Source organism: uncultured Tateyamaria sp., assembly GCF_947503385.1.
Classification (GTDB): Bacteria; Pseudomonadota; Alphaproteobacteria; order Rhodobacterales; family Rhodobacteraceae; genus Tateyamaria.
On the sequence record NZ_CANNDO010000001.1, the window covers coordinates 788683 to 810686 of the forward strand.

Here is a 22004-nt window from a genome sequence, read left to right on the forward strand (position 1 = left end):
TCTAAAGGGAAAAGTTGAATGAGAGAAATCATTCTGGCCTGCGCCATATGTCTCGGGGCTTGTGACGCCCTCGTGCCAAGCACATTGCAGATGCTGCAAGAGTTCGATCCGCTGTCCGCTGACCCGGCGGATATCGCGCTGCGCGTTGAGTTGCCCGATACGGTTGGCATCCTGCCGGGGTCAGGCACGCTGAACCTGCGCGCACAGCACCGCGATGGCACCGAAGTGGGCCGCAGCTTTGCCGTGGCACAAGTGGGTGACGTGCTGCAGGTTGATCCATCGGAACGGGCTGAGCTGCGCCAGGTTCAGGCGCGAATCCGCACATGGGAAGCGGCGGACCCAAATGGCACGCACGGCAGTCTCGGGGTCGATCTCGAACCCTGCCGGACAGGAGCGGACGTGCCGGACGACGCAACATTTTCAATCGGCATCCGGGTTGTGGCGGACGGGCCATTCCTGCCGCTGGTACAAAAGGCACCGCTGACGGACTTGCTGGACAAACAGACAGTTGCCGACATGAGGCGCTGTTCCTGAGCCGGTTTCATTGAAATGTCACCGCCGGGTTGTTACACTGGTGGTATCCCGGCGCCGGGGCAAGCGGCGCGTTGTGTTAGGAGGACAATGTCCTGTCAATTTCTGCTGACGCGGTTCAGACCGCCGATGGAGCCGCGGCGATGAAGGCCGCATCCCACAGTCAAGCCACAAGCGAGACGCTGCTTGAGGCTGTGCTGTCTTCCCTCTCAGACGACAAGGCCGAAGACATCGTGCAGATTGATCTGCGCGGCAAAACGGCGTTTGGCGACTACATGGTGATCTGTTCGGGCCGGTCGTCGCGCCAGGTTGCGGCGATTTCGGAAAAGCTGGCCGAGCGGATCAAGTCCGCGTTCGGGCGCGGCGTCCGGATGGAAGGCAAGGACACGGGCGATTGGGTGCTGATCGACACGGGCGACGTGATCGTCCATGTGTTCCGTCCCGAAGTGCGCGAGTTCTACCAGCTTGAAAAAATGTGGCAGCCCGGGCTGACCACAACCAACTGACGCGGCACTGTGCGCGTCACCATCTGCGCTGTGGGCCGCTTGCGCGGCGGCCCGGAGGCAGATCTCATTTCCGACTATGTGACCCGGTTCGACCGGACCGGGCGGTCCATTGGGCTTGGCCCGGTGACCACCCATGCGGTTGAGGACCGCAAGGGCGGAGGCATCGCCGCCGAAGGCGACCTGCTGCGCCGTGCGATCCCCAAGGGCGCGCTTCTGTGCTGTCTGGACGAGCGGGGGCGTGTGGAACCGTCGCCTGCCTTTGCAAAACGTCTGGCGGGGTGGCGCGATGCGGGGCGCGGCGATGTGGCCTTTGTCATCGGCGGCGCGGACGGGATTGACCCGTCCCTGCGGGACAAAGCGGATCACCTGTTGTCCTTTGGTGCCATGGTCTGGCCGCACATGCTGGTGCGCGTGATGCTGACCGAACAGCTTTACCGCGCCGCATCCATCCTGTCAGGCGGTCCCTACCACCGCGCCTGATCCAATTGCCGCTTGCGCGATACGATTGTTAGGGGGCGCTGCCCCCATCCTTCGGATTCCCCCGGAGTATTTTCAAAGAGAAGAAGGGGTCCCTGTCTCTGTCCCGAAAAAATCCCGGGGGTGAGGCCGCAGGCCGAGGGGGCTGGCCCCCTCGTGTTGCAAGGGTTCAGTCTTGCGGCATGTCCACGACTGTCGTGCTGTCGTTCCAGCCTGCGGGCAGGTCGCGGGCCTGAACCTGTACTTGCTTTGTGCCTGCGGGAATTTGCACGCCGTCGAGGCTTCGGGTGAAGGGTTGTTCGTTCACATGCGGGTGGAACAGCACGCGGACTCCCAATTCATTGCCGTCCATGTCCAGAATGCGCCAACCGTCGGCGTAGTGGTCCCAGCCGGTGTCGGGGTGTCGGATCGTGACCGAGAAGCGGTAGGTGTCGTCGCCCGTGTGCGTGATGGTGACAGTCTCGATCACGGGGGCTTCGGCAAGGGCGGGGCTGGCAAGCAGCAGCAGGGCGGCGAGGTGTTTCATATGCGTTATTTTAGGCGTTTGGGTACGGCTTTGTCGCCTCACGTCTTCGTGCCCAGCAGGATGTTGCGCGATTTGGATGCAAACTCGCGCCGCCAGATCACTGCGAGGGTAAAGACCGTCGCCGCCATCAGCGCCCACGGTCCGGCCAGCCACGCGGCGCAGGCGAGGCCAAAATAGACCGCGCGCAGGCCCCGGTTGAAGGAACGCGCGGCGGCCACGTTGATTTCGGCGGCCTGATCGGCGCGGGGGCTGCAATCGGGGTGGCTGGCGTCGTTGGGCACGGCGGCCATGACCACGGCGGCATAGCCAAAGAGCCTGTTGGCCCAGACGAATTTCAGAAAGGCGTTGGTCAGGAACAGGACAAGCACCACCAGCTTGGCCTCCCACACGAAGGTGGGGGCTTCTGTCAGTACCAGGTCATTGGCGATCCCGGTCAGCCGTTCGGCGTTGCCGATCAGCGCCAGCGTGCCGCCAAGCGCAATGACGGCGGTGGAGGCGAAGAATGCAGTGCCCTGTCGCAGGCTGGCCACGATCTGCGCATCGAAGATGCGCGGTTCGCGGGTGATCATCTGGCGCATCCATTCGCGGCGATACCCGGCCATGATCTGCGAGGTGGAGGGGTGTTTGGCGGTGGCGTGTTCGATCCGCCAGCCGATCGCCAGCCACGCCAGAACAAGCAGGCCGAGGGCGGCGGCATCCAGAGGGGTAAAAAGCGCAAAGCGGTCGAGCCATGTCATGCGCGTTGCATACACTTTGAGGAATCAGATTGCATCCCGGTCAAATTGGTAATATATTTTTACCAATTCTAGGAGGTGCCTCATGCAAATGCCAGACCCTGATCCGCAAATCCTGTCGCGCAAGGCGCGCGTCGTTGCGCGGTTGCGCGACGTGTTGCCGTCTGGTGCGGTCATCGACGATCCGGCGGAAACGCGGGCCTACGAATGTGATGCGCTCACCGCCTACCGGTGCCCGCCCATGGTGGCGGTCCTGCCCGCCTCGACACAGGAGGTGGCGGATGTTCTGCGCATTTGTCATGCCGAAGGCGTACCGGTGGTGCCGCGCGGGTCGGGCACGTCACTGGCGGGCGGCGCATTGCCCACGGCGGATTGCGTGATCCTTGGGGTGGCGCGGATGAACGCGGTGCTGGAGACGGATTACGACAACCGCTTTGTCCGGGTGCAGACGGGGCGCACCAATCTGAGCGTGACGGGCGCTGTGGAAAGCGATGGGTTCTTTTATGCACCCGACCCCTCCAGCCAGTTGGCCTGTGCCATCGCGGGCAACATCGCGATGAATTCGGGCGGGGCGCATTGCCTGAAATACGGGGTCACCACCAACAATCTGATGGGTGTGACGCTGGTGCAGATGGACGGCACCGTGGTCGAATTGGGCGGCGCCCATCTGGATGCGGGCGGGCTGGACCTGCTGGGCGTGATCTGCGGCTCCGAAGGGCAGCTAGGCGTGGTGACTGAAGCCACGTTGCGCATCCTGCACAAACCCGAGGGCGCGCGGCCCGTGCTCATGGGCTTTGACAGTGCCGAAATCGCGGGCGCCTGCGTCGCAGATATCATCAAGGCGGGCGTACTGCCCGTGGCGATTGAGTTCATGGACCGGATGCTAATCGAGGTCTGCGAGGATTTCGCCAAGGCGGATTACCCGATGTGCGAGGCGCTGCTGATTGTGGAGGTCGAAGGCTCGGACGCGGAGATTGACGCGCAACTGGCGCTGATCACGGATATCGCCAAGCGCCACAACCCGGTCGCCCTGCGCGAAAGTGCCGGACCAGAGGAAAGCGCGCGCATCTGGGCGGGCCGCAAGGCGGCGTTTTCGGCGATTGGGCGGGTCAGCGACTATATGTGCCTCGACGGGACGATCCCGGTGTCGGAACTGCCTTACGTGTTGCGCCGTATCGGCGAGATGTCCAAGGAATACGGCCTGCCCGTGGGCAATGTGTTCCATGCGGGCGACGGCAACATGCACCCGCTCATTTGCTACGACGCGAACAAACCTGGCGATCTTGAGACATGCGAGGCGTTTGGCGCGGAGGTGCTCAAGCTGTGCGTCGAGGTTGGCGGCTGTCTGACCGGTGAACACGGTGTGGGGATCGAAAAACGCGATCTCATGTCCGTGCAATATGCGCCAGCCGATCTTGAGGCGCAGATGGCGGTAAAGGATGTGTTTGATCCGGCATGGCTGTTGAACCCGGCCAAGGTCTTTCCTCTGGACGTGTCAGAGGCCCGCAGGGTCGCGGCGCTGGCGGCGGAATAGGCGGGACAGCAAACCGGACCGGGGACCTTGGTGGCCAATCGGCCCTCCGGGGGGGATTTTTTTGGGACAGAGACGATGAGCGGTTTGAAAACGGAACAAGAGATTGCGGACTTTGTGCGCGTTGCCAGTGGGCCCCTGACCATCCGTGGTGGTAGGACGCGGACCCTTGGGCTGGCGGCGCAGGGCGATGTGCTGGACGTGTCCGGGCTGTCGGGCATCACCCTGTATGAGCCGGGCGCGCTCACGCTGGTGGCGCAGGCCGGAACCCCGGTGGCCGAGATCGAGGCGGCACTGGCAGAACAGAACCAGCGCCTTGCCTTTGAACCCACGGATATGACCGGTCTGCTGGGCCGGACGGGGACGTCGACCATTGGTGGGGTGATTGCGGCCAATGCCAGCGGCCCGCGCCGGATACAGGCCGGGGCGGCGCGCGACTTTGCACTGGGCGTACGGTTCGTGGACGGGGCCGGTCAGGTCATCAAGAATGGCGGGCGGGTGATGAAGAATGTCACCGGCTATGATCTGGTCAAACTGATGGCCGGGTCATTCGGCACGCTTGGTGTGTTGACCGAGGTCAGCCTCAAGGTGTTGCCAGCGGTCGAGGCGGAACAGACGCTGGTGCTGCGCGCCTTGTCGGCAGAGCACGCGGTGCGGGCCATGAGTGCGGCACTGGGGTCCCCGTATGAGGTGTCGGGTGCCGCGTGGGTGGACGGTGACGTCTGGCTGCGGCTCGAAGGGTTCACGGCGTCCGTCGCCTACCGCGCAGCGTCGCTGCAAAGCGCGCTGGCGGCCTTTGGCGGCGCGGACGTTGTCGACGACGCGGACTGGACGCAGGTGCGGGATGCCGCGCCGGTACACGGATCGCAGGCGGTCTGGCGCATCTCGGTCAAGCCCAGCGATGGGCCCACGGTTGTAGCAGGGTTGCCCGACGGTGTGCGCAGCCTGATGGATTGGGGCGGGGGGCTTGTCTGGGTCGGCCATGACGCCTCCGAGGCGCTCCACCACGCGCTGCAACATCAGGCGGCCAGCCTTGGCGGGCACGCAACGCTGATCAAAGGCCCAGAGGCCTTGTGCAGCGCCGTGCCTGTGTTCCAGCCGGAACCGGCCCCGGTCGCCGCGCTGAGCGCGCAATTGCGCGCGCGGTTCGATCCGCGCGGTATCCTCAACCCCGGACTGATGGTGGCCTGACAGATGCAAACAACTTTTTCCGACGCGCAGCTGCAAGACCCGCAGATTCAACGGTCGAACGATATTTTGCGCAATTGCGTGCATTGCGGCTTTTGTACCGCAACATGCCCCACCTATCAGGTGCTGGGGGACGAATTGGACAGTCCGCGCGGGCGCATCTACCTGATCAAGGACATGCTCGAAAACGACCGCGACCCCGACGAAAAGGTGGTCAAGCATATTGACCGCTGCCTGAGTTGTCTGGCCTGTATGACCACCTGTCCGTCGGGCGTGCATTACATGCATTTGGTGGATCACGCGCGCGAGTATATCGAAGACCGTTACAAACGGCCCCTCACCGACCGCGCGCTACGCTGGGTGCTGGCGCGTATCCTGCCCTATCCAATGCGGTTCCGGGTGGCGCTGCTGCTGGCCAAGATCGGGCGGCCCTTTGCGCCGCTGATCCCCGATGCGCGGCTGCGTGCGATGCTGGACATGGCGCCGAAACATATCCCCCCCGTCAGCCGCAACGACGACCCGCAAAGTTTCGCGCCCGCGGTGCCGCGCAAAAAGCGTGTGGCGCTGATGACGGGCTGTGCGCAAAAGGCACTGAACACCGACATCAACGACGCCACGATCCGGCTGCTGACGCGGCTGGGCTGCGAAGTGGTGGTGGCCGAAGGGGCCGGGTGCTGCGGCGCGCTGACCCATCACATGGGCAAAACGGCGGAAAGCCATGGCACCGCCGCGCGCAACATCCGCGCCTGGGTGGCTGAAATGGACGGCGACGGGCTGGATGCGATTGTCATCAACACCTCGGGCTGCGGCACGACGGTCAAGGACTATGGGCACATGTTCCGCACCACCGATCTGGCGGAAGACGCGGCGCGCGTCGCTGGCATCGCCATGGATGTGAGCGAGGTGCTGATGCAGCTTGACCTGCCCGACGGCGGCCCGCAGGACCTGACAATCGCCTATCACGCGGCGTGTTCCCTCCAGCACGGCCAGCAGATCAAGACCTATCCCAAGGACCTGCTCAAGCGCGCCGGGTATCGGGTGGTCGAACCGGCAGACAGCCATCTTTGTTGTGGTTCTGCGGGGACTTACAACCTGATGCAGCCCGAGATTTCGGCGCAGCTGAAGGACCGCAAGGTGCGCACGCTCGAGGCGACCAAGCCGGACATTATCGCCGCCGGAAACATCGGCTGCATGATGCAGATCGGGTCCGCTGCGGGTGTGCCCGTGGTGCACACGGTTGAACTGCTGGACTGGGCCACAGGCGGGCCGCGGCCGGCTGCGTTGGACCGGGCGCAATCCGACGTGCCAATTTTGCGATAAATTTGCGGATTGCCCTAATTTTGCCGCCATTCACCTGTAGCTAACCAGAGACAGTTTGGTTCCGGGGATTTTGAACACGATGCGGCGATGGATGGCCCTTTCGCTCATGGCGCTTGTTGTGACGTCGACGGCCTTTGCACAAGATTCAAAGCTGCGCCGCCTTGCCTCAGGAATCGAGGCCAGCGAGTGGGAAGCGGTTGGGCGTCTCAATCTTGGCGAAACGGGCTTTTGTACCGGCGCGCTGATCGCAGACGATATGGTCCTGACCGCAGGACATTGCCTGTTCGACAAAGAGACCGGCGAACGCATTCCCACCGACCAGATCGAATTTCTTGCCGGGTGGCGCGATGGACGCGCCTCGGCCTACCGGTCGGTCAAACAGGCCGTGCTGCATCCCGATTATGACCGCGATGAACTGACCCGCGCGGCGCAAATGCGCTATGATCTGGCGCTGCTGCGGCTGGACCATCCGATCCGCGACGGGCGGATCAAACCCTTTGCCACGGCCACCCGTCCGCGCCGTGGCGCGCATGTCGCCCTTGTCAGCTACGGCAAAGGGCGGGCCGAAGCGCCGTCGATGCAGGACATGTGCCGCGTCATCGGCCAGCAGGATGGTGTGCTTGTCACCTCCTGTTCGGTTGAATTCGGCAGTTCCGGCGCGCCGATTTTCGTGATCGACCGGGGAGACGTGCACATCGTGTCCGTGGTGTCGGCCAAGGCCGAGGTGGACGGGCAGGCGGTGTCGCTGGGCACCTCGCTGGGCACGCCGCTGGCGCAGTTGCAGGCCGAACTTGTCGCTCAGGCGCAACAGGGCAACGTCCGCGTGGGAGCCCCGCGCAAGGACACCGGCGCAAAGTTCGTCAAACCATGAGGGCGCTGATCGCTGCCCTGTGCCTTGGCCTGTCCGGCATGGCGTCGGCCCAGACCACCGATCTGCGCGCGCTCGACACCGACTATGCTGCCGCCAGTTGGAAGGCCGTGGGTCGGATCGACTTTGGCCGTGGCGCGTTCTGCTCCGGCACGCTGATTGCCCCCGACCTCGTCCTGACGGCGGCGCATTGCCTCTACCGTCCCGGCTCGGACCAGCTTTGGCCCACGGACAATATCCGCTTTCACGCGGGTCTGCGCGATGGCCGCGCGGTGGCCAGCCGCCCGGCGCGCGCCGCCGCCGCCCACGCCCGCTTTGCCCCGACAGAGCCGCTCTCGGCTGAAAACGTGGCCTATGACGTCGCGCTGATCCGGTTGGCAGAGCCGATCCCCACCTATGACGTGCCGCCGTTCTACGTGCATGACGACCGCATCCGCCCGGGGTCGGTCAGCGTCGTGTCCTACGGCAAGGGCCGCGCCAACGCGCAGTCACGGCAAAAGGAATGCCAGATGCTGGCCCGGCAGGGCGATGCGATGATCTTTGACTGCGACGTCACCTTTGGCTCATCCGGCGCGCCGGTGTTCTCGCACCTCAACGGGCGCGGGCGCATCATGGCAGTGATCTCGGGCATGATCTCGATCGGCGGGCAAAAGCGGTCCGTGGGCATGGTCCTGCCCGACCGCGTGACCGAACTGAAACAGCAATTGCGGATGCAGGTCCCCACACCCGCAGCCAAGGTGCGCCGCATCACCGTTGGCGGTGGCGGCAACCGCAGCGGCCTCGGGGCCAAGTTCGTCAAACCCTGACGCGGGGGGGGTCTTGAACCGCCCGAAATCCTACCCACATGAACAGCATCGGATGCCCAGCAGGGGTCCGACCATAGCAACCCAAGCAGGCCTGTCCACGTTGGAAGGTCTGCCGTTAATCGCTCAAAAGATGAGGATGACATGCGTACATACGACTTTGCACCGCTTTACCGCGCAACCGTTGGTTTCGACCAGATCGCCGACCTGATGGACCGGGTCCTGACGACGGACACGAACACCAACAGCTACCCGCCCTACAATATCGAAAAGACAGACGATGATGCCTACCGCATCTCGGTTGCCGTTGCCGGGTTCTCGGACGCGGACCTGAATGTTGAGGTCAAGGAAAAGTCGCTCGTGATCTCGGCCAAAAAGGCGGATGAAGAGAACAAATCCTACCTCCATCGCGGCATCGCAACCCGCGCGTTTGAACGCCGCTTCCACCTTGCGGACCATGTGGTCGTGACCGGTGCCTCCCATGTGGACGGTATGCTGCACATCGACCTCGTGCGCGAAGTGCCCGAAGCGCTGAAACCCCGCCGGATCGAGATTGCCAGCCAAAAGGCAATCGAAACCGACGTGGTCGAGGCCAAGGCCGTCAATTAAGGTCTGACCTCCCCGACCTCCTCCCCCCGGTCGGGTGGCCCCGGATCGCACGCGCGGTCCGGGGTTTTTCATGTTCACGTATCGTGATCGGGGTGCTGGTACGACACGACAGATGCGTTCCAATCGTCGTCCGCGTCGCGCAGGTCGGCGGGCTTTTCCGGCAGCGCCGCCAGTCCGGCAAAGCACCTGCGCTGATACCGGGCATTCACCTGCACCTGCGGTTGCGCTGCGTCCGGGTCATCCAGCGCGCCCACCGCAATCTCTATATGACCGTCAAATTCATAGGTCAGGGGGGTGCCGCAATCCTTGCAGAACCCACGCCAGTTCCTGTCCGAACTGCGAAAGATCGACGGCGCGCCGCGCGTCCACGTCACGTCCCGCGCCTCGATCAATGTGGCAAAGAGGTTGCCAAAGGCTTTCTGGCACATCCGGCAATGGCAAATGCTGGCCGGGCCGGGCGCGCCGATGGAAAACCGTACCGCGCCACATTGACAGCCGCCTGTCATCGCTTGTGCCGTCATGCTCTGTGCCCCCTCGCAATGACCCCAGCATAGCGTCGGGCGGGGCGCGATCAATCGCCTGACGTCACCGGGCCGCCGCCATCGCCAGCCCATCCGCCACCGCCGTGAACACGTCGGCAAAGCTGTGGCGCGCGTGGGGGAATTGCGCCTGCATCGTGCCCGACACCAACCCCATCAGGCTCGACCCGCCCACATAGATCACCTGATCAATGTCCCGTGGCGCACAGCCTGCCATCTCCAGCCCCTCCTGCACGCCGCGCTCAAGCTGTGCGGCAAACGGTGCCAGCACCGCGTCCAGCCGTGCCGCACCCAGCGGTGCGGTCAGCCCGGTTTCGACGGTGCTCAGGTCAATGACGGCGTCGCCCGCATCCGTGTTGGCCGCGATCTTGCCCGCCTCCACGGCAAAGGCCACATCGTGGCCCAAACAATGTTCCAGCACCGTGGCCAGCCGCGCCAACCGCTCCGGCGCTTCGGCCTGCCGGACCATGGCCTGCACGTCGCGCAGGGTCTTGGCGGTATACAGAAACGGGATTTTTTCCCATGTGGCCATATCGTGAAAAATGGCCTTGGGCGCGGGCAGGGTGCCGGGACCAATCGCGTTGCGCAGGGGCGACCCCATCCCCATCAGTGGCATCACCTGCGCGATGCTGATCGCCCGGTCGAAATCCGTGCCGCCGATGCGCACCCCGTGATTGGCAAGGATACGCACACCCTGATTGCCGGTTCGGAACACCGAAAAATCCGATGTCCCGCCACCGATATCGACGATCAGCCCGGTTGCGCCGGGATGATCCAGCGCGCCTGCGGCAATGGCCGCCGCCTCCGGCTCGGGCAGGAAATCGACATGCGCAAACCCGGCAGCGCGATAGCAGGCGCGCAGGTCCGCCTCGGCTTGCGCCTCACGCGGGTCATCCGTGCCATGAAACACCACCGGTCGCCCCGATACTGCGTGGTCAAAGGGGTGGCCTGCCTCGGCCTCCGCGCGGGCCTTCAGATGCGCCAGAAACCGCGCGATGATCTCGACAAAGGTCACGCGTTCGTTCAGGAGTTGCCGCTTTTCATGCATCAGGCCCGTGCCCAGCACCCGCTTGAGCGCGCGCATGAACCGGCCTTCGGCCCCTGTCAGCAGGGCGTCATTCGCCGCGTGCCCCATCAGCATCTCGCGCGCGTCAAAGTCAAAAAATACCGCCGTCGGCAGCGTGGTTTCGCCCGGTGCCAACGTGACCAGATGCGGTGCGCCATCCCGCAGGTATCCCGCCGCCGAATTGGACGTGCCAAAGTCGATGCCCAAAGCCTGTGCCATGTCCCGCGTCCCAAAGCCGAAAGGCGCCGCACCTAGGCCACGCACCCAGCCGCGTCAAGGCCGCGCGTGGTTGACGGCGCAGCATGGCCCGCCGATAGTTCCGGCAGACAACAAAAAGATAGTTCAAGGGATTGGAATTGGGTCATGGCCGACGAAAACAAGCTGCTGATGTTCTTTGCCGAGGCGATTGCGGGGATCAGCGATGACATCCCCTTTCCCGCAGGATCTCCCCACGCGCTGATGCTGTTCGCCAGTGCGCCGAATTTTGTCGAAGGGCAGGACATCGCCGTGGGCGGGGCCACCGAGATGGGGTGGCTCGAGGTCAAGGTGGTCAAGGCCGGCGAGATCAAGGAAGGGCCGATGAGTATCGACGAAGAGGCGCTGCGCCTCGCCGCCGAAGACGCGGTGGAATACGGGTTGGGCCTTGTGGTCTATGACAGCGAACTGCCGCCCGAGGGGCTCAAGCTGACGCCCGGGATCGGCGTGCAGCCGGATCAGGTCTGACGCAGAATTCGAACAGATCACCCCGGACATAACCGGCCAAGCCCGCGGCATGGCCGATTGGCCAACTCAGGTTGGTTCAAGGCGCGTCAGACGTGCGGCGTCTCGCCTGCCAACACCTGCCGCATCCAGCCGGTGTCGATATTGCCGCCGCACAGGATCACGCCCACGCGCTTGCCGCGCATGGCCTCGCGTTCCTGCATCAGCCCGGCCAGCGGGGCTGCGCCAGCCCCTTCGGCCACGTTATGCGTGGCGGTAAAGTAAAGCCGGATCGCGTCGGCCACCGCGTCGTCGCTGACCGCGACGATCCGCTCGGCCCCCTTGGAATAGATGTCGAACGCCTCTTGCACCGGCACCCGCACCGCCATCCCGTCGGCAAAGGTGTTGGCGGAGTTCGTCTCGACCAGTCGTCCCGCCTCCACCGACAGTTTGGCCGTTTGCGCGCGGTCTGACACCACGCCCACAACCTTGGTCTTCAGCCCCAGCGCATCGCGCGCCATGATCGTTCCGCAAATGCCCGATCCGCAGCCAATGGGCACGTACACCGTGTCGAGGTCGGGCTGCGCCGTGAACAACTCATAGGCATAGGTCGCCACACCGCGCACCAGTTCCGGGTGATAGGGCGGCACGATAAACAACCCCTGTTCGCGGGCCACACGGTACGCCTCCAGCCGGGCGGTATCGAAATCGTCACCATGTTCCACCAGTTCCGCGCCAAAGGCACGCATGGCCGCGTTCTTTTCCACTGAATTGCCGCGCGGCACATAGACCAGCGCCCGCAGGCCAGCGCCGGTCGCAGCCCATGCCTGTCCCTGCCCGTGATTGCCCCGCGTCGCGGTGCAGATGCCCGGCACATCCGGATGCGTGCGCACCAGCCAGTCCATAAAGGTCAACGCGCCGCGCACCTTGAACGCGCCCGTGGGCGTGTGGTTCTCGTGTTTCACCCAGACCTCGGCCTCCGTCGCAGCGCTCAACAGCGGCCAGTGGTGCTGCGGCGTGGGGGCCATGCGGGCATGGACAAAATCGGCGGCGGTCTCAAGATCAGAGCGTGTCAGCATGGCCCGCATCTCAATGAGAAACGCAGGCCCCCGTCAACCACATCAGGCGGCAAAGCCCAGCTTGGACACGTGAATTTCAAATGTCGGATGCATCTCGGCCCCCACGACGCCCTCGCGGTGGTGCCGGTAGATCGCCCGCCAATAGGGTTGCACGACCACACCTTCGTCCTGCATGATCTTTTGCAGCTTGGCCATGACCTCGGACCGCTTGGCGGCATCGGCAATCGACATCGCCTCGGCCAGCAGGGCGTCGAACTCCGCGTTGGCAAAGGCGCTTTCGTTCCACGCCTCGCCCGACCGGTAGGCCAGCGCCAGCACCTGCACACCCAAGGGCCGCTGTGCCCAGTCGGTCGTGGACAGCGGATATTTGGCCCAGTCGTTCCAAAAGGTCGACCCCGGCAGCACCGTGCGCTTCACCGGAATGCCCGCGTCCCGCAGCATCGCGGCAGCGGCGTCCGTGGTGTCCTTGCGCCAATTGTCGTCGATGGAAATCAGGTCATGCTCAAAATCAGCCATGCCTGCCTCTTCCATCAGCGCCTTTGCGCCCGCAGGGTCAAAGACGGGCGGCGGCAATTCCGCATATTCCGGGTGGATGGGCGACACATGATGGTTTTCGCCCACACGCCCGTTCCCGGAAAAGCCCAGTTCCAGCAGGACGGCATTGTCGATCGCCATCGCCAGCGCCCGGCGCACCCGCACATCGGCATAGGGTTTGACCCCGTTCACCTCAGCCACCTGATTGGGCCGGATCACCACCGTGTTTGCGGTGATCGCGTCGGATTTGGTCCACCCGATATCGTCGAAAATCTCGATAAACTCGCCCAGCGATTCATAGATCATATCGACCTCTTCGGAATCGACCGCTGTCAGGATAGAGGATTGATCGGTGCCGTAATCAAGGAACTCAATCCGGTTCAGATACGCCCCTTCGCCCCACCAGCTATGGTCCGGGTTCTTCTCCAGCACGGCGCGCACGCCGACCTCGAACTCCGCTGGCATATACGGCCCGGTGCCAATCGGATCGCTCAACGGGTCGCCACCAAAGCTCTGGTGTACAATCGCCGCCGGATAGTCGGAAAACCCGGCAATCAGCGTGATGTCGGGCTGGTTCAGCACCAGTTGTACCGTGGCATCGTCCACAACCGTGATCGCACCCGCACGGGAAGAGCCTGTGGCCTCATCGACCAGCGACGCCATGCGCGACGCCATGGAATTGCCCTCGACCGCCTTTTCGCACCAGCGCGTGATGTTGAACGCCACATCCGCAGCGGTAAAGGCGTCGCCATTGCTCCACGTCACGCCGGGGCGCACTTTGAGCGTATATTCGGTGGCGTCTTCGTTGATCTCCCAGCCTTCGAGCAGGGCAGGTTCAAAACTGCCATCAATCTGATATTCCACCAGATATTCCAGATACCCACGGGTGAAATTCGACATTTGCGGCCAGTCATAGGTGCGCGGATCCTTCAGCGCCTTGACCGTGGATTCGATGCGCATCGTGCCGCCCGCAGCGGCATGACCTGCCGCACGCACCGGGCGGGTCAGACCCAGCAGCCCATAGGCCGCCGCCGCGCTGACACCCAGCGACGTCGCGCGGGTCAGGAATTCGCGCCGTGACATGGTTCCGTCAGCCACTTCGGCGGCATAGGCGCGGGCGGCGTGGTGTACTGTCTGTGGCATGATTATCTCGTTGGCTTGGGCAATCGGGCGGGCACCCGTCCGTGCCGGGGTGGCAGCCTGCGCGCAACAGGCCTTTGGTTCAAAAGTAGCTCAAAAACGACGCATTCAATTGAAAACGACATGCGCAGACCCGCGCAAGCGCCAATCGCGTCCCGGATCGGCCTCTGTGTTTGCCCTGCCTGATTTTGTGGCGGTTGCCCTGTCGCGACGTGAAACGGGCGGCCCTGCAAGGCCGCCCGAATGGTCTGGTTCAAACGCGGGTGCGCCTGCGGTCAGGGGCCACCGTCCGGCAGCTTGATCCCGCCATCGCCCGCCCGTTCGACCGACGGGCTGTCTTCCAGCGCAAAAGGATGGGTGCGCACCGCGTCCTGCGCCCATGTGCGACCGTCGACCGTGCTTGTCCCGATCTCGCCCGCGGCCAGACGGGCCACTTGCGGCGCCGATGCGCTGGTGCCCGAACCGCGCACCCATGACCCGCTGCGCGAGCCTGCGGAATAGACACCGCGCAGGACCCAACTGTCGTCGCCTCTGGCGGCAAGGTCCGGCCCCTCGCGGGGCGGCGGCGTCATATGGGGTGACGGGTTCAGCGGACCGGCGGCGGAATAATCCGACAGCACCGCTTCCTGTTCTGTATAGGCGGCCACGACGATGGGCGACGGGCCACAGGAAAAACCGCTGATCGTGGTCGAACGCCGGACCGGACAATCGGTGCCGGGCGGATCGACCGGCAGTGGCGCGCCAAAAGGCCCAAACCGCACATAGTCCGGGTTGTCAAAGAACGCCTGCCGCCCGCCGGGTCCGTGTCCGGGCAAGGTGTCGTCCCGGTCCACCCAGATGTGGATCGGATCGTCCCCCGCCGGGGCACGGCGGCGCACCTTGATTGTCCAGATACCGGCAGGAGCCAGATCGCTGATCTCTTCCACGCTGGCCGTGGGCGTGATCGACAGGGTCACCAGACCGCGCTGGGTTGTGCCGCCGACATATCGGTACGCCAGCCACGCCACGCGCGCGCCGTTGTCATTGGTGATTTCTGCCGCCTGACCCGGTTGTGCCTTGATCGAAATGGTGCTGGTGCCAAACGGCGACCGCACCTTGATCTTGGCAAAGTTGGGCGGGTTGGTGGGGCCGCTGCTGGGCATCCAGAACTGCACGTGGGTGGGTGTCGTGTCATCCGGCAGCACCACCAGATCCAGCTTGATCCGTGTGTCGGTCAGGCCGCGCCCGTTCACCGCGTGCAGGCGGGACAGGTTGGCGTTGCCCGCAGGCAGGGTCAGCCACGCCTTTTGCGGCTGCTCGGCGCAGGCCTGTGCATCAGGCCCGAAATACCGCTCGAACATGGTGGCATAGATGCCGGTGCCGTCATGCGGTCCTTCGAGGTTGCCGTAGGAAAAATTGAACACCACCGGCGCCAGCCCGCCATCGGGCAGACGGAACCGGCGCGCCTGTTTCACCAGAATGTGGAACGACAGGTACACCAGCGGCAACAGGTCCACACCGGACGTGTCCTTGACCACCCGTGACGGCAAGGCGGCACAGATGATCGGACGATCATCCACGCCACCGGACATCTCGTGCCCGGCCCCCAGCCCCATCACATGCGTTCCGTGCGACGCCCTGTTGGCGACGGTGGAAAACACGTCTTCGGCAAGGTTCACCTGACCCGAGCGGGTGTAAAACAGCTCTTCGTCCAGCACGCCGTTATAGGTGCAATCGGTCAGCAACGCGTTGATGTCGTCCCGTTCCAGCGTCCGCCCGATGCTTGTCGGCGAGGCGGGCAGGGGCACCGCGTCAAAGATCTGCGCGAAATAGACCCGGCTTGAGGTCGGCCCCGAGCGAAACAGGTCATGCGCAATGCCCATGCCGTCATCCACAAAGGCCTGCACAACCGTGCCCGCCGCCACGTCGATATCGCTCAGCGGAGCACTTTGCGCGTCGGGGTTCAGAAACATCTCGTCGATAATGCCACCCACGCGCAGCGTGGCCACACCCAGATCGCTGCGGTCATCGTTCAGATACTGGACCAAGTCGGTTGTCGCGAACACGGTCACCGGCTGAAACGGTAAAACCACCGACCGGTCGTCGCTGTCATACGCCGCCGGAACTATCAGAAAGGTGTCATAGTCCCTCTCCCTGATCCTATCCACGAACTGGTCGATGCTGATCCCGTCCAATTCGATCAGAACCGACCACCACACCGTCTCGGACCGCACCACCGACTGAATGCCAGCGGCGTTGAGCCTGAAGAAGGTGACGTGATCGACAATTGTCTCGGGGTCGAACCCGTTGTCGTCCTTATGCTGTGCCATGCCGCGACCTATTCACAGTCACACGGACCAAAGTCCTGCCATTCAGCCAGCGCCTTGCCCCACAGCCACGCCAGCGCGGGGGCGGCGTCGATCTTGTTATCGGTGCGGACCTTCGAGGTGGCCCAGACCTTGCCGTTGGTCTCGGCGGTCTCGGCCTGTTTGTCGCCGTCCGGGTCGTACAGCTTGTGCCAGTCGAAATCCTGCGTGGCATCGAAATTCGGACCGTCAAAGGTGGACGACACCCAGTTGCCACCGCAGCACATGGAATAGAAGTGCTCGGCCAGCGTCAGGCCCAACTGCTCGCCCGCGACGCTGTCCACGGGGAAATGCACGCCCGCAACAGTCCGGTTCGTGGCGATCCGCGCGGCCTGCCGCATCAGCATGGTGCCCCACAGCGCCCGGTCATTATATTGCGGCGCGCCACTTTCCATCAGCAGCTTCCACAGGACGCGCGCCATGACGAACACTTCGGTCGAATGCCCCGAGGGCAGCGAGCCATGGGTGGGGGTCGGGATCATCGGCTGCACCTGCGGCGAGAACTCGATCGGTCGCTTAACCGCCAGCGCGTATTTGACCCGCTGGATCACCGGAAAGGCAAAGCCCAGCGCCGTCATCAGCAACTCCATCGTGTAGGGCGTGCGCTGCTGGTCCATAAACTGGATCGAGGAGAAAAACGCCATCGGCACACCCACCTGGCTCAGCACTTCGGCCCCGCGGTCGGGGCGGATGCGGGCATATCCCAGCACCAGTTTCAACTGCTGCGACAGTTGCGTGACCGTCGGGCGGGTCATCGTGACCATCGGCTCAAGGCAGAGCTTGCGCGTGGCGCCGCCATTGTCCTCGATCTTGCGCCACACCGTGGCCACCGGCAGGCATGGGTCGTCCATGTTCACGGTGATATCGACCGTCGGGCCCAGTTCGGCCTGATACACCGCTCCGCGCACCCGGCGCGACAGCCGCGACAGGTTGCGCACATCATTGCCCGCGCCAATCACGGGCTTCTGAATGTCGCCCATGCGCGCGCCCACGATGCCGTCGCGGTTGGTGATAAGCGCTTCTGTCGTCAAAGGCGATTTGCCGCCCCCGCCGCCCAACGCATCATTACCGCTCAGCGCGTCCAGCGCATCCAGAGCGTCCAACGCATCAAGTGCGTCCAATGCGTCCAGCGCATCCTCCCGACCAATACCCATAAATATCTCCCATTCTGAAAGTGTCTGACGGCTAGTCTGGAATACCCACGCTTCTCAGTTTCTCAGCCGCGGATTGACCCAGCTCGTACCCCGAGCTGGGTGAATTTCTAAGCCAGTTGCTCACGCGCATCGACGGGTGCAGGCGCAGCAACTCCGTCGCAGTCTTCTGCGCATCCTCAATCTGCCCGGCACCCACCTGCGCAATGACCAGCGTGCGCAGCGTGGACACATGCGTCCGGTTCAACCGCAACGACTCCTTGGCCAGTGTCACGGCCCGGCTGTAGTCCTTGGCCGCGATGTTCGCCGCCGAGGCTTGGGCGAGGAAAAAGAACCGATGCGGGTGCAGCGGCGACAGATGCAAGGCGCGTTCAGTGTCGCGCTTGCCCTCTTCGCCGTGGTCCTGAATGGCAAGGAACATGCCGCGCAACCCAAGGCCACGCGCGTCATTGGGGTTGAGCGCCAAAGCCGCGTCATAGCGGCTCCGGGCTTCGTCCAGCCGGTGTTTGAGATGCGCCAGCACCTGACCCTCGCACACCAGCGCCAGCGTGTGGTTGGGGTCGATGTCCAGCGCGCGCGCGGTGAAATCCAGCGCGGTCTGCGCTTCCTGCTGCGGATCGTCGGCCCAGCCCTGCACCGTGCGCAAGACGTGCCACCGCGCCAGCCACGCCAGCGGGGTGGGATGGTTCGGCGCGTTGGAAATCACGTAATCCAGATAGTTTTGCGCCCGGTCGAAATCCGTCAGATCAAACCGGTGCATCAGCCCCACGGCCCCATGCAGCACGCTGAACAGCTTGAGGTCGCTCAGCGGTGCGGACCGCGCCCGGCGCACCTCGTTGATCATGATGGCCCGGCGGACATGGATCACGATCTCGTCGATGTTTTCCGCCTCGGACAGCCATGCTTCGGCGCGCAACGCCACCCGGTCCGACCACAGGACCAACTGCGAATCCGCCTCGGCAAACTCCAGCATCAGGATGATCGTCTCGCCCATCTCCAGCACGCTGCCCGACAGGATGAAATCCGCGTTCAGCAGCCGCCCGGCGTCGCGCGCGCCGCCGTGGTTCGACAAATCCAGCGTCGACAGGCGCGAGATCACGTTCATGTCCTCGGACCGGCTGATCGCCCGCGCGATCTCGTCGCCAAGGAACATGCTCATCATCGACCCGTTGCTGCTGCCCGGCTGCGCGCGGAACGGCAGCACCGCCAGCGTGGGCAGTACGTCGCGCGGGTCCAGTTGCGGCATGATCGACGGGCCGGTCGCCTGGGTGGCCGGGTCCTGCCAGTCCGACACCCGGCGGGCGGATGCGGGCGCGTCACCCGGCAGGGCTTGCAGTGGCCCGGCGGTGGGCGCGGGCGAGACCGGTGCAACGGCCTCTCCGTGCAGCATGTAGCCGCGCTTTGGCACCGTCTTGAGGATTTCGCGTTTGGTGTCGCCAATGGCCCGGCGGATATCGGAAATGCACTGCGTCAGGCTGTCATCGGTCACGGCCACGTCCGGCCAGACCTCTGCAATCAGGTCGTCACGCGGCGTCAGCTGGCCCAGATGGTCCACCAGATGCCGCAACACCAATGCGGATTGCGACCGCAGCAATACTTCGTCACCAGACGCCGTGACGATACGTTCCGTCCCGACCTGATATGTCGCATCGCCAAGTCGGATATGACCCAAAGCCGAGCTCATGTGTCCTGACGCAAACACCTTCCCCAATGCGTCGCTGATCGCATCCACCTGCACCACGCCTTTCCCGTCAAAGGCGCTGGGCTTGCTCGCAATCAGCGTTCCAATAGGCTGATTTCTAACGGCAAGACCGGAACTCGTGGATAACGGCAGCGACTGTTTACCATCGTCACAGTAGTGGTCATTTTCCGATCCCGATAGCAAAAACATCACTGGACCTGCCGCAGAAACAGGGCTGTGTCCTTGGCGCTTACGCAGCTCAGGGAATCGAGGGTGATGGATTGCATTGTGCGCACCGACCGAGCCGCGATCACGATGTCGTCGGACCCTTCGCAAAACGCCATGGGCAGGACGGCGTCACTGACCAGAATGCCCATCATGGATGGGCAGCCCAGCCGGGTCATCACCAGCCAGCCCGACGCGCCGATGCGTGCCTGCGATACACTGCCTTCGGGACCGGAGGCCGGGAACAGCGCCACGATATCGGTCAACTCCTCGACCTGCACCAGAACGGAATCGATTTGCGGCAGCACCGGCGAAAAGCATTTGGGATCGGACCAGTGGCGGCTGATCCCAAAGGTGATCGCGTCACCCACTGACGTGCAGAACAGCCAATGCGTCGTCATCCGGCTGTTCGATCCACCGCTGAGCGCGGTGCAGCTATACGTGGCACCCACGTGCAGATCGCCCGAAACCTCCGCCCGGTCGACAACCAGCGTGTGATAGGCCTGCCCCGCGAAATGCCCAGACTCGTAGCGCCCCACGCCGCCACGCGCCACGGCATCCACCTCCAGCGCAAGACCCTGGTAATACGGGAAGATGCTGATTTCGCTCAATTCTTCGACCTGGACTGTCATCATTGTGACGTCTTCCAATGCATCCAGCGCGACCTCGTACCAAAAATTTAAACCATTATCATGTGTCGCAGACTGGCCCATAGCCGCCCGGAATGACCGAAGTCTTTCCGAAATTTATCCGAAAATGCGCACGCCCCCGACCGTCGCGGGTTTCGTGGAAACTTCGCCCGGTTTTCGGGACTCGATTCAACCATCGCGGGCACCATCATCCCCGGAAGCGCACCAATTTACGGGGATGTTTCCAGATCAATAGCGCTCCTTTTTGAGCGTCAATTTTCAAGACAGAAAATTTGAGGAACTCAACATGACACACGATATCGCACCGATCAAACAGGCGTATTACAATGCCTTGGCGAAAAAGGCGGATGGCCCGGTCCAAGCGGCTCTGAACGTCCAGAACTGGTCGCCCGTCGACAGCGCTGGCATGGGCGACCTGTACTGGTACTGGAACAACGCGGCGATCTTCAACACGGACACGTGGAACCAGTTCAACAACGTCATGCAATACAATGACGACGGCTACCTCCAGATCACCGACGGGGCCGCGCTGAACACCGGTCTGTTCAACCTCTACACCGCCATGGCCTATGAACTGACGGCAGCGGACCAGACCACGCTGAACCAAGCCAATACGCAGGCCGCCGGTATCCTGAACACCGTCGTGGGGGATTACACGTCGATGTTCGGCGCCATTCCTGCGGCCAACAGCGCCACCGCCTCGGCCAAGCTCAGCTACATCACGGACAAAATCATGTCCTGGGGCGACAGCGGGCTGACGCTGGCCACCTTCCGGCAGTCGACCAATCCAACCTCGCTTCTGCCCAACGCGCCGCTGGGCACAAGCAAGCTGATCAGCGACTTTATGACGTATCTGTCGCAAACGGCGGCGGCGGCCACGGTGCAGAACGCGGTCAACTCCTACAACAACCAGATCCGCCTCTGCGCGCTCAACCTGTCGCCCACACCGGCACAGGTCAAAGCAGGCTGGATGTCGGCCGCCGATGTCAACGGCACCGCGTCGATCCTGCCCTACCTGTCCATCGCCGAAGCGACCAGCACCATCCAGAACGGCCTGAGCGGTTCGCAAGGCTTTTCGGTCAGCATGTCGGTGACGCAGGTCGATCAGAACACGACCAGCGTGTCGGTCGAAGGCGGCGCAGGCGCGTCCGGCTGGATCGGCTGGTTCGGTCTGGGCGGTGGCGCATCGGCGGAATACAACGCCTTTTCGTTCGACAGCAGTGTGACACAGGTCGACATCAGCCTTGAATTTACGGGCGTGACCAAATTCACACCGCAACTGTCCGCCAGCGCCTTTGACATCGGCACCGGCACCGGATGGTGGAACCCCACCCTGATCAAGGATGCCGCAAACCACGACAGCAGCGTCAGCGGCGTGGCCTTCACCACACCGCAGCACTACAACTTTGCCAATAATGGCGACTTTGGCGTGCTGGACGTGCTGGCGATCTGCGACATCCCGACGATCACCATGGTGTTCCACAATGCCGACGAAAAATCGTTCCAGTCGCATTTCTCGCAGGAATCGCACTGGAGCGTCAGCTTCCTCGGCATTCCGCTGGGTGGCGGGTCGCAAAGCTACACCAGCTCCGTCTACAAATACGACAAGACGGCGGGCACCGTGACCGTGACAATGACGCCTCCGCCCTCTGTCATTCCGGGCAACCTGCTGACCTCGCAGGCCTACGTCATCGGGGCAGATTGCGCATGGCCCGGCGCAAAGTAAGCTAAAGGCGCAGGCCCACCCGGCGATCCAGCACGGTCGCCGGGTGGTTTTTGCTATGGTCTGATCCCAACATATC

21 protein-coding genes are annotated in these 22004 nt (G+C 63.5%); 11 read left to right on the top strand and 10 right to left on the bottom strand.

Translation table 11 applies throughout. The annotated features are described in order from the left end of the window. Positions 1–18 precede the first annotated feature (18 nt). From Q1A85_RS03845 to rlmH, 3 genes are all read left to right on the top strand, one after another. On the top strand, positions 19–534 hold the full coding sequence (locus Q1A85_RS03845) for a hypothetical protein (protein WP_299685301.1): 516 nt from the start codon (positions 19–21) through the stop codon (positions 532–534). Between the two features lie 140 nt (positions 535–674). Continuing rightward, complete coding sequence (gene rsfS / locus Q1A85_RS03850; protein WP_299685304.1) at positions 675–1037, top strand: ribosome silencing factor; 363 nt, start codon at positions 675–677, stop codon at positions 1035–1037. 9 nt (positions 1038–1046) lie between these two features. Continuing rightward, complete coding sequence (gene rlmH / locus Q1A85_RS03855) at positions 1047–1517, top strand: 23S rRNA (pseudouridine(1915)-N(3))-methyltransferase RlmH (protein ID WP_299685307.1); 471 nt, start codon at positions 1047–1049, stop codon at positions 1515–1517. A 166-nt stretch (positions 1518–1683) separates the two neighbouring features. Here rlmH and Q1A85_RS03860 read toward each other — a convergent pair whose 3' ends face one another. Together Q1A85_RS03860 and Q1A85_RS03865 are read right to left on the bottom strand one after the other, a co-directional pair. Then, positions 1684–2040: a hypothetical protein gene (locus tag Q1A85_RS03860; RefSeq protein WP_299685309.1), complete on the bottom strand. Its 357-nt coding sequence runs from the start codon at positions 2038–2040 to the stop codon at positions 1684–1686. Between the two features lie 38 nt (positions 2041–2078). Continuing rightward, positions 2079–2777 (bottom strand): DUF599 domain-containing protein, encoded by a 699-nt coding sequence (locus Q1A85_RS03865; RefSeq protein WP_299685312.1) that lies wholly within the window; start codon positions 2775–2777, stop codon positions 2079–2081. Between the two features lie 82 nt (positions 2778–2859). Between Q1A85_RS03865 and Q1A85_RS03870 the strand changes: the two genes are divergently transcribed. The 6 genes from Q1A85_RS03870 (at position 2860) to Q1A85_RS03895 (ending at position 9093) form a co-directional block, all read left to right on the top strand. Then, entirely contained in the window at positions 2860–4308 is a 1449-nt protein-coding gene (locus tag Q1A85_RS03870) for an FAD-linked oxidase C-terminal domain-containing protein (RefSeq protein WP_299685315.1), read from the top strand. A gap of 75 nt (positions 4309–4383) precedes the next feature. Further along, the gene (gene glcE / locus Q1A85_RS03875) at positions 4384–5496 is read left to right on the top strand and encodes a glycolate oxidase subunit GlcE (protein ID WP_299685318.1); all 1113 of its coding nucleotides are present in this window, start codon (positions 4384–4386) and stop codon (positions 5494–5496) included. Positions 5497–5499: 3 nt separating this feature from the next. Further along, complete coding sequence (gene glcF / locus Q1A85_RS03880; RefSeq protein WP_299685321.1) at positions 5500–6813, top strand: glycolate oxidase subunit GlcF; 1314 nt, start codon at positions 5500–5502, stop codon at positions 6811–6813. Positions 6814–6904: 91 nt separating this feature from the next. Further along, positions 6905–7684 (top strand): trypsin-like serine protease, encoded by a 780-nt coding sequence (locus tag Q1A85_RS03885; RefSeq protein WP_299685324.1) that lies wholly within the window; start codon positions 6905–6907, stop codon positions 7682–7684. Continuing rightward, entirely contained in the window at positions 7681–8487 is an 807-nt protein-coding gene (locus Q1A85_RS03890; RefSeq protein WP_299685326.1) for a trypsin-like peptidase domain-containing protein, read from the top strand. Before Q1A85_RS03885 ends, Q1A85_RS03890 begins: the two co-directional genes overlap by 4 nt. A gap of 141 nt (positions 8488–8628) precedes the next feature. After that, entirely contained in the window at positions 8629–9093 is a 465-nt protein-coding gene (locus tag Q1A85_RS03895) for an Hsp20 family protein (RefSeq protein ID WP_299685328.1), read from the top strand. A 74-nt stretch (positions 9094–9167) separates the two neighbouring features. Here the strand turns inward: Q1A85_RS03895 and Q1A85_RS03900 are convergent, their stop codons facing one another. Next, positions 9168–9614, bottom strand: coding sequence for a GFA family protein (locus Q1A85_RS03900; protein WP_299685331.1), 447 nt, complete (start codon positions 9612–9614; stop codon positions 9168–9170). A 64-nt stretch (positions 9615–9678) separates the two neighbouring features. Then, positions 9679–10917, bottom strand: a complete 1239-nt coding sequence (locus Q1A85_RS03905) for an Hsp70 family protein (protein WP_299685334.1) — start codon at positions 10915–10917, stop codon at positions 9679–9681. A 144-nt stretch (positions 10918–11061) separates the two neighbouring features. Between Q1A85_RS03905 and Q1A85_RS03910 the strand changes: the two genes are divergently transcribed. Further along, a complete protein-coding gene (locus Q1A85_RS03910; protein WP_299685338.1) occupies positions 11062–11421 on the top strand; it encodes a hypothetical protein in 360 nt (119 codons plus the stop codon). Between the two features lie 86 nt (positions 11422–11507). Here the strand turns inward: Q1A85_RS03910 and Q1A85_RS03915 are convergent, their stop codons facing one another. The 6 genes from Q1A85_RS03915 to Q1A85_RS03940 form a co-directional block, all read right to left on the bottom strand. Further along, the gene (locus Q1A85_RS03915) at positions 11508–12476 is read right to left on the bottom strand and encodes a threonine dehydratase (protein WP_299685341.1); all 969 of its coding nucleotides are present in this window, start codon (positions 12474–12476) and stop codon (positions 11508–11510) included. A gap of 42 nt (positions 12477–12518) precedes the next feature. Then, positions 12519–14153 carry an ABC transporter substrate-binding protein gene (locus tag Q1A85_RS03920; RefSeq protein WP_299685344.1) on the bottom strand — a complete coding sequence of 545 codons (1635 nt, stop codon included), beginning with the start codon at positions 14151–14153 and terminating at the stop codon, positions 12519–12521. A 272-nt stretch (positions 14154–14425) separates the two neighbouring features. Further along, positions 14426–16459 carry a S8 family serine peptidase gene (locus Q1A85_RS03925; protein ID WP_299685347.1) on the bottom strand — a complete coding sequence of 678 codons (2034 nt, stop codon included), beginning with the start codon at positions 16457–16459 and terminating at the stop codon, positions 14426–14428. 8 nt (positions 16460–16467) lie between these two features. After that, positions 16468–17649, bottom strand: coding sequence for a phosphatase PAP2 family protein (locus Q1A85_RS03930; protein ID WP_299685350.1), 1182 nt, complete (start codon positions 17647–17649; stop codon positions 16468–16470). Positions 17650–17680: 31 nt separating this feature from the next. Next, positions 17681–19537, bottom strand: coding sequence for a winged helix-turn-helix domain-containing protein (locus tag Q1A85_RS03935; protein ID WP_299685353.1), 1857 nt, complete (start codon positions 19535–19537; stop codon positions 17681–17683). Continuing rightward, positions 19537–20187, bottom strand: a complete 651-nt coding sequence (locus Q1A85_RS03940; protein WP_299685356.1) for a hypothetical protein — start codon at positions 20185–20187, stop codon at positions 19537–19539. The genes Q1A85_RS03935 and Q1A85_RS03940 overlap by 1 nt, the downstream gene beginning before the upstream one ends. Positions 20188–20488: 301 nt before the next feature. Here Q1A85_RS03940 and Q1A85_RS03945 point away from each other — a divergent pair, with 301 nt between their 5' ends. Next, complete coding sequence (locus Q1A85_RS03945) at positions 20489–21928, top strand: hypothetical protein (RefSeq protein WP_299685359.1); 1440 nt, start codon at positions 20489–20491, stop codon at positions 21926–21928. Positions 21929–22004: the final 76 nt, after the last annotated feature.

Coding starts and splice junctions, on each gene's coding strand:
- Q1A85_RS03845 (WP_299685301.1), top strand. CDS start 19: ATGAGAGAAATCATTCTGGCCTGCGCCATATGTCTCGGGGCTTGTGAC.
- rsfS (WP_299685304.1), top strand. CDS start 675: ATGAAGGCCGCATCCCACAGTCAAGCCACAAGCGAGACGCTGCTTGAG.
- Q1A85_RS03860 (WP_299685309.1), bottom strand. CDS start 2,040: ATGAAACACCTCGCCGCCCTGCTGCTGCTTGCCAGCCCCGCCCTTGCC.
- Q1A85_RS03865 (WP_299685312.1), bottom strand. CDS start 2,777: ATGACATGGCTCGACCGCTTTGCGCTTTTTACCCCTCTGGATGCCGCC.
- Q1A85_RS03870 (WP_299685315.1), top strand. CDS start 2,860: ATGCAAATGCCAGACCCTGATCCGCAAATCCTGTCGCGCAAGGCGCGC.
- glcE (WP_299685318.1), top strand. CDS start 4,384: ATGAGCGGTTTGAAAACGGAACAAGAGATTGCGGACTTTGTGCGCGTT.
- glcF (WP_299685321.1), top strand. CDS start 5,500: ATGCAAACAACTTTTTCCGACGCGCAGCTGCAAGACCCGCAGATTCAA.
- Q1A85_RS03885 (WP_299685324.1), top strand. CDS start 6,905: ATGGCCCTTTCGCTCATGGCGCTTGTTGTGACGTCGACGGCCTTTGCA.
- Q1A85_RS03890 (WP_299685326.1), top strand. CDS start 7,681: ATGAGGGCGCTGATCGCTGCCCTGTGCCTTGGCCTGTCCGGCATGGCG.
- Q1A85_RS03895 (WP_299685328.1), top strand. CDS start 8,629: ATGCGTACATACGACTTTGCACCGCTTTACCGCGCAACCGTTGGTTTC.
- Q1A85_RS03900 (WP_299685331.1), bottom strand. CDS start 9,614: ATGACGGCACAAGCGATGACAGGCGGCTGTCAATGTGGCGCGGTACGG.
- Q1A85_RS03905 (WP_299685334.1), bottom strand. CDS start 10,917: ATGGCACAGGCTTTGGGCATCGACTTTGGCACGTCCAATTCGGCGGCG.
- Q1A85_RS03910 (WP_299685338.1), top strand. CDS start 11,062: ATGGCCGACGAAAACAAGCTGCTGATGTTCTTTGCCGAGGCGATTGCG.
- Q1A85_RS03915 (WP_299685341.1), bottom strand. CDS start 12,476: ATGCTGACACGCTCTGATCTTGAGACCGCCGCCGATTTTGTCCATGCC.
- Q1A85_RS03920 (WP_299685344.1), bottom strand. CDS start 14,153: ATGCCACAGACAGTACACCACGCCGCCCGCGCCTATGCCGCCGAAGTG.
- Q1A85_RS03925 (WP_299685347.1), bottom strand. CDS start 16,459: ATGGCACAGCATAAGGACGACAACGGGTTCGACCCCGAGACAATTGTC.
- Q1A85_RS03930 (WP_299685350.1), bottom strand. CDS start 17,649: ATGGGTATTGGTCGGGAGGATGCGCTGGACGCATTGGACGCACTTGAT.
- Q1A85_RS03935 (WP_299685353.1), bottom strand. CDS start 19,537: ATGTTTTTGCTATCGGGATCGGAAAATGACCACTACTGTGACGATGGT.
- Q1A85_RS03940 (WP_299685356.1), bottom strand. CDS start 20,187: ATGATGACAGTCCAGGTCGAAGAATTGAGCGAAATCAGCATCTTCCCG.
- Q1A85_RS03945 (WP_299685359.1), top strand. CDS start 20,489: ATGACACACGATATCGCACCGATCAAACAGGCGTATTACAATGCCTTG.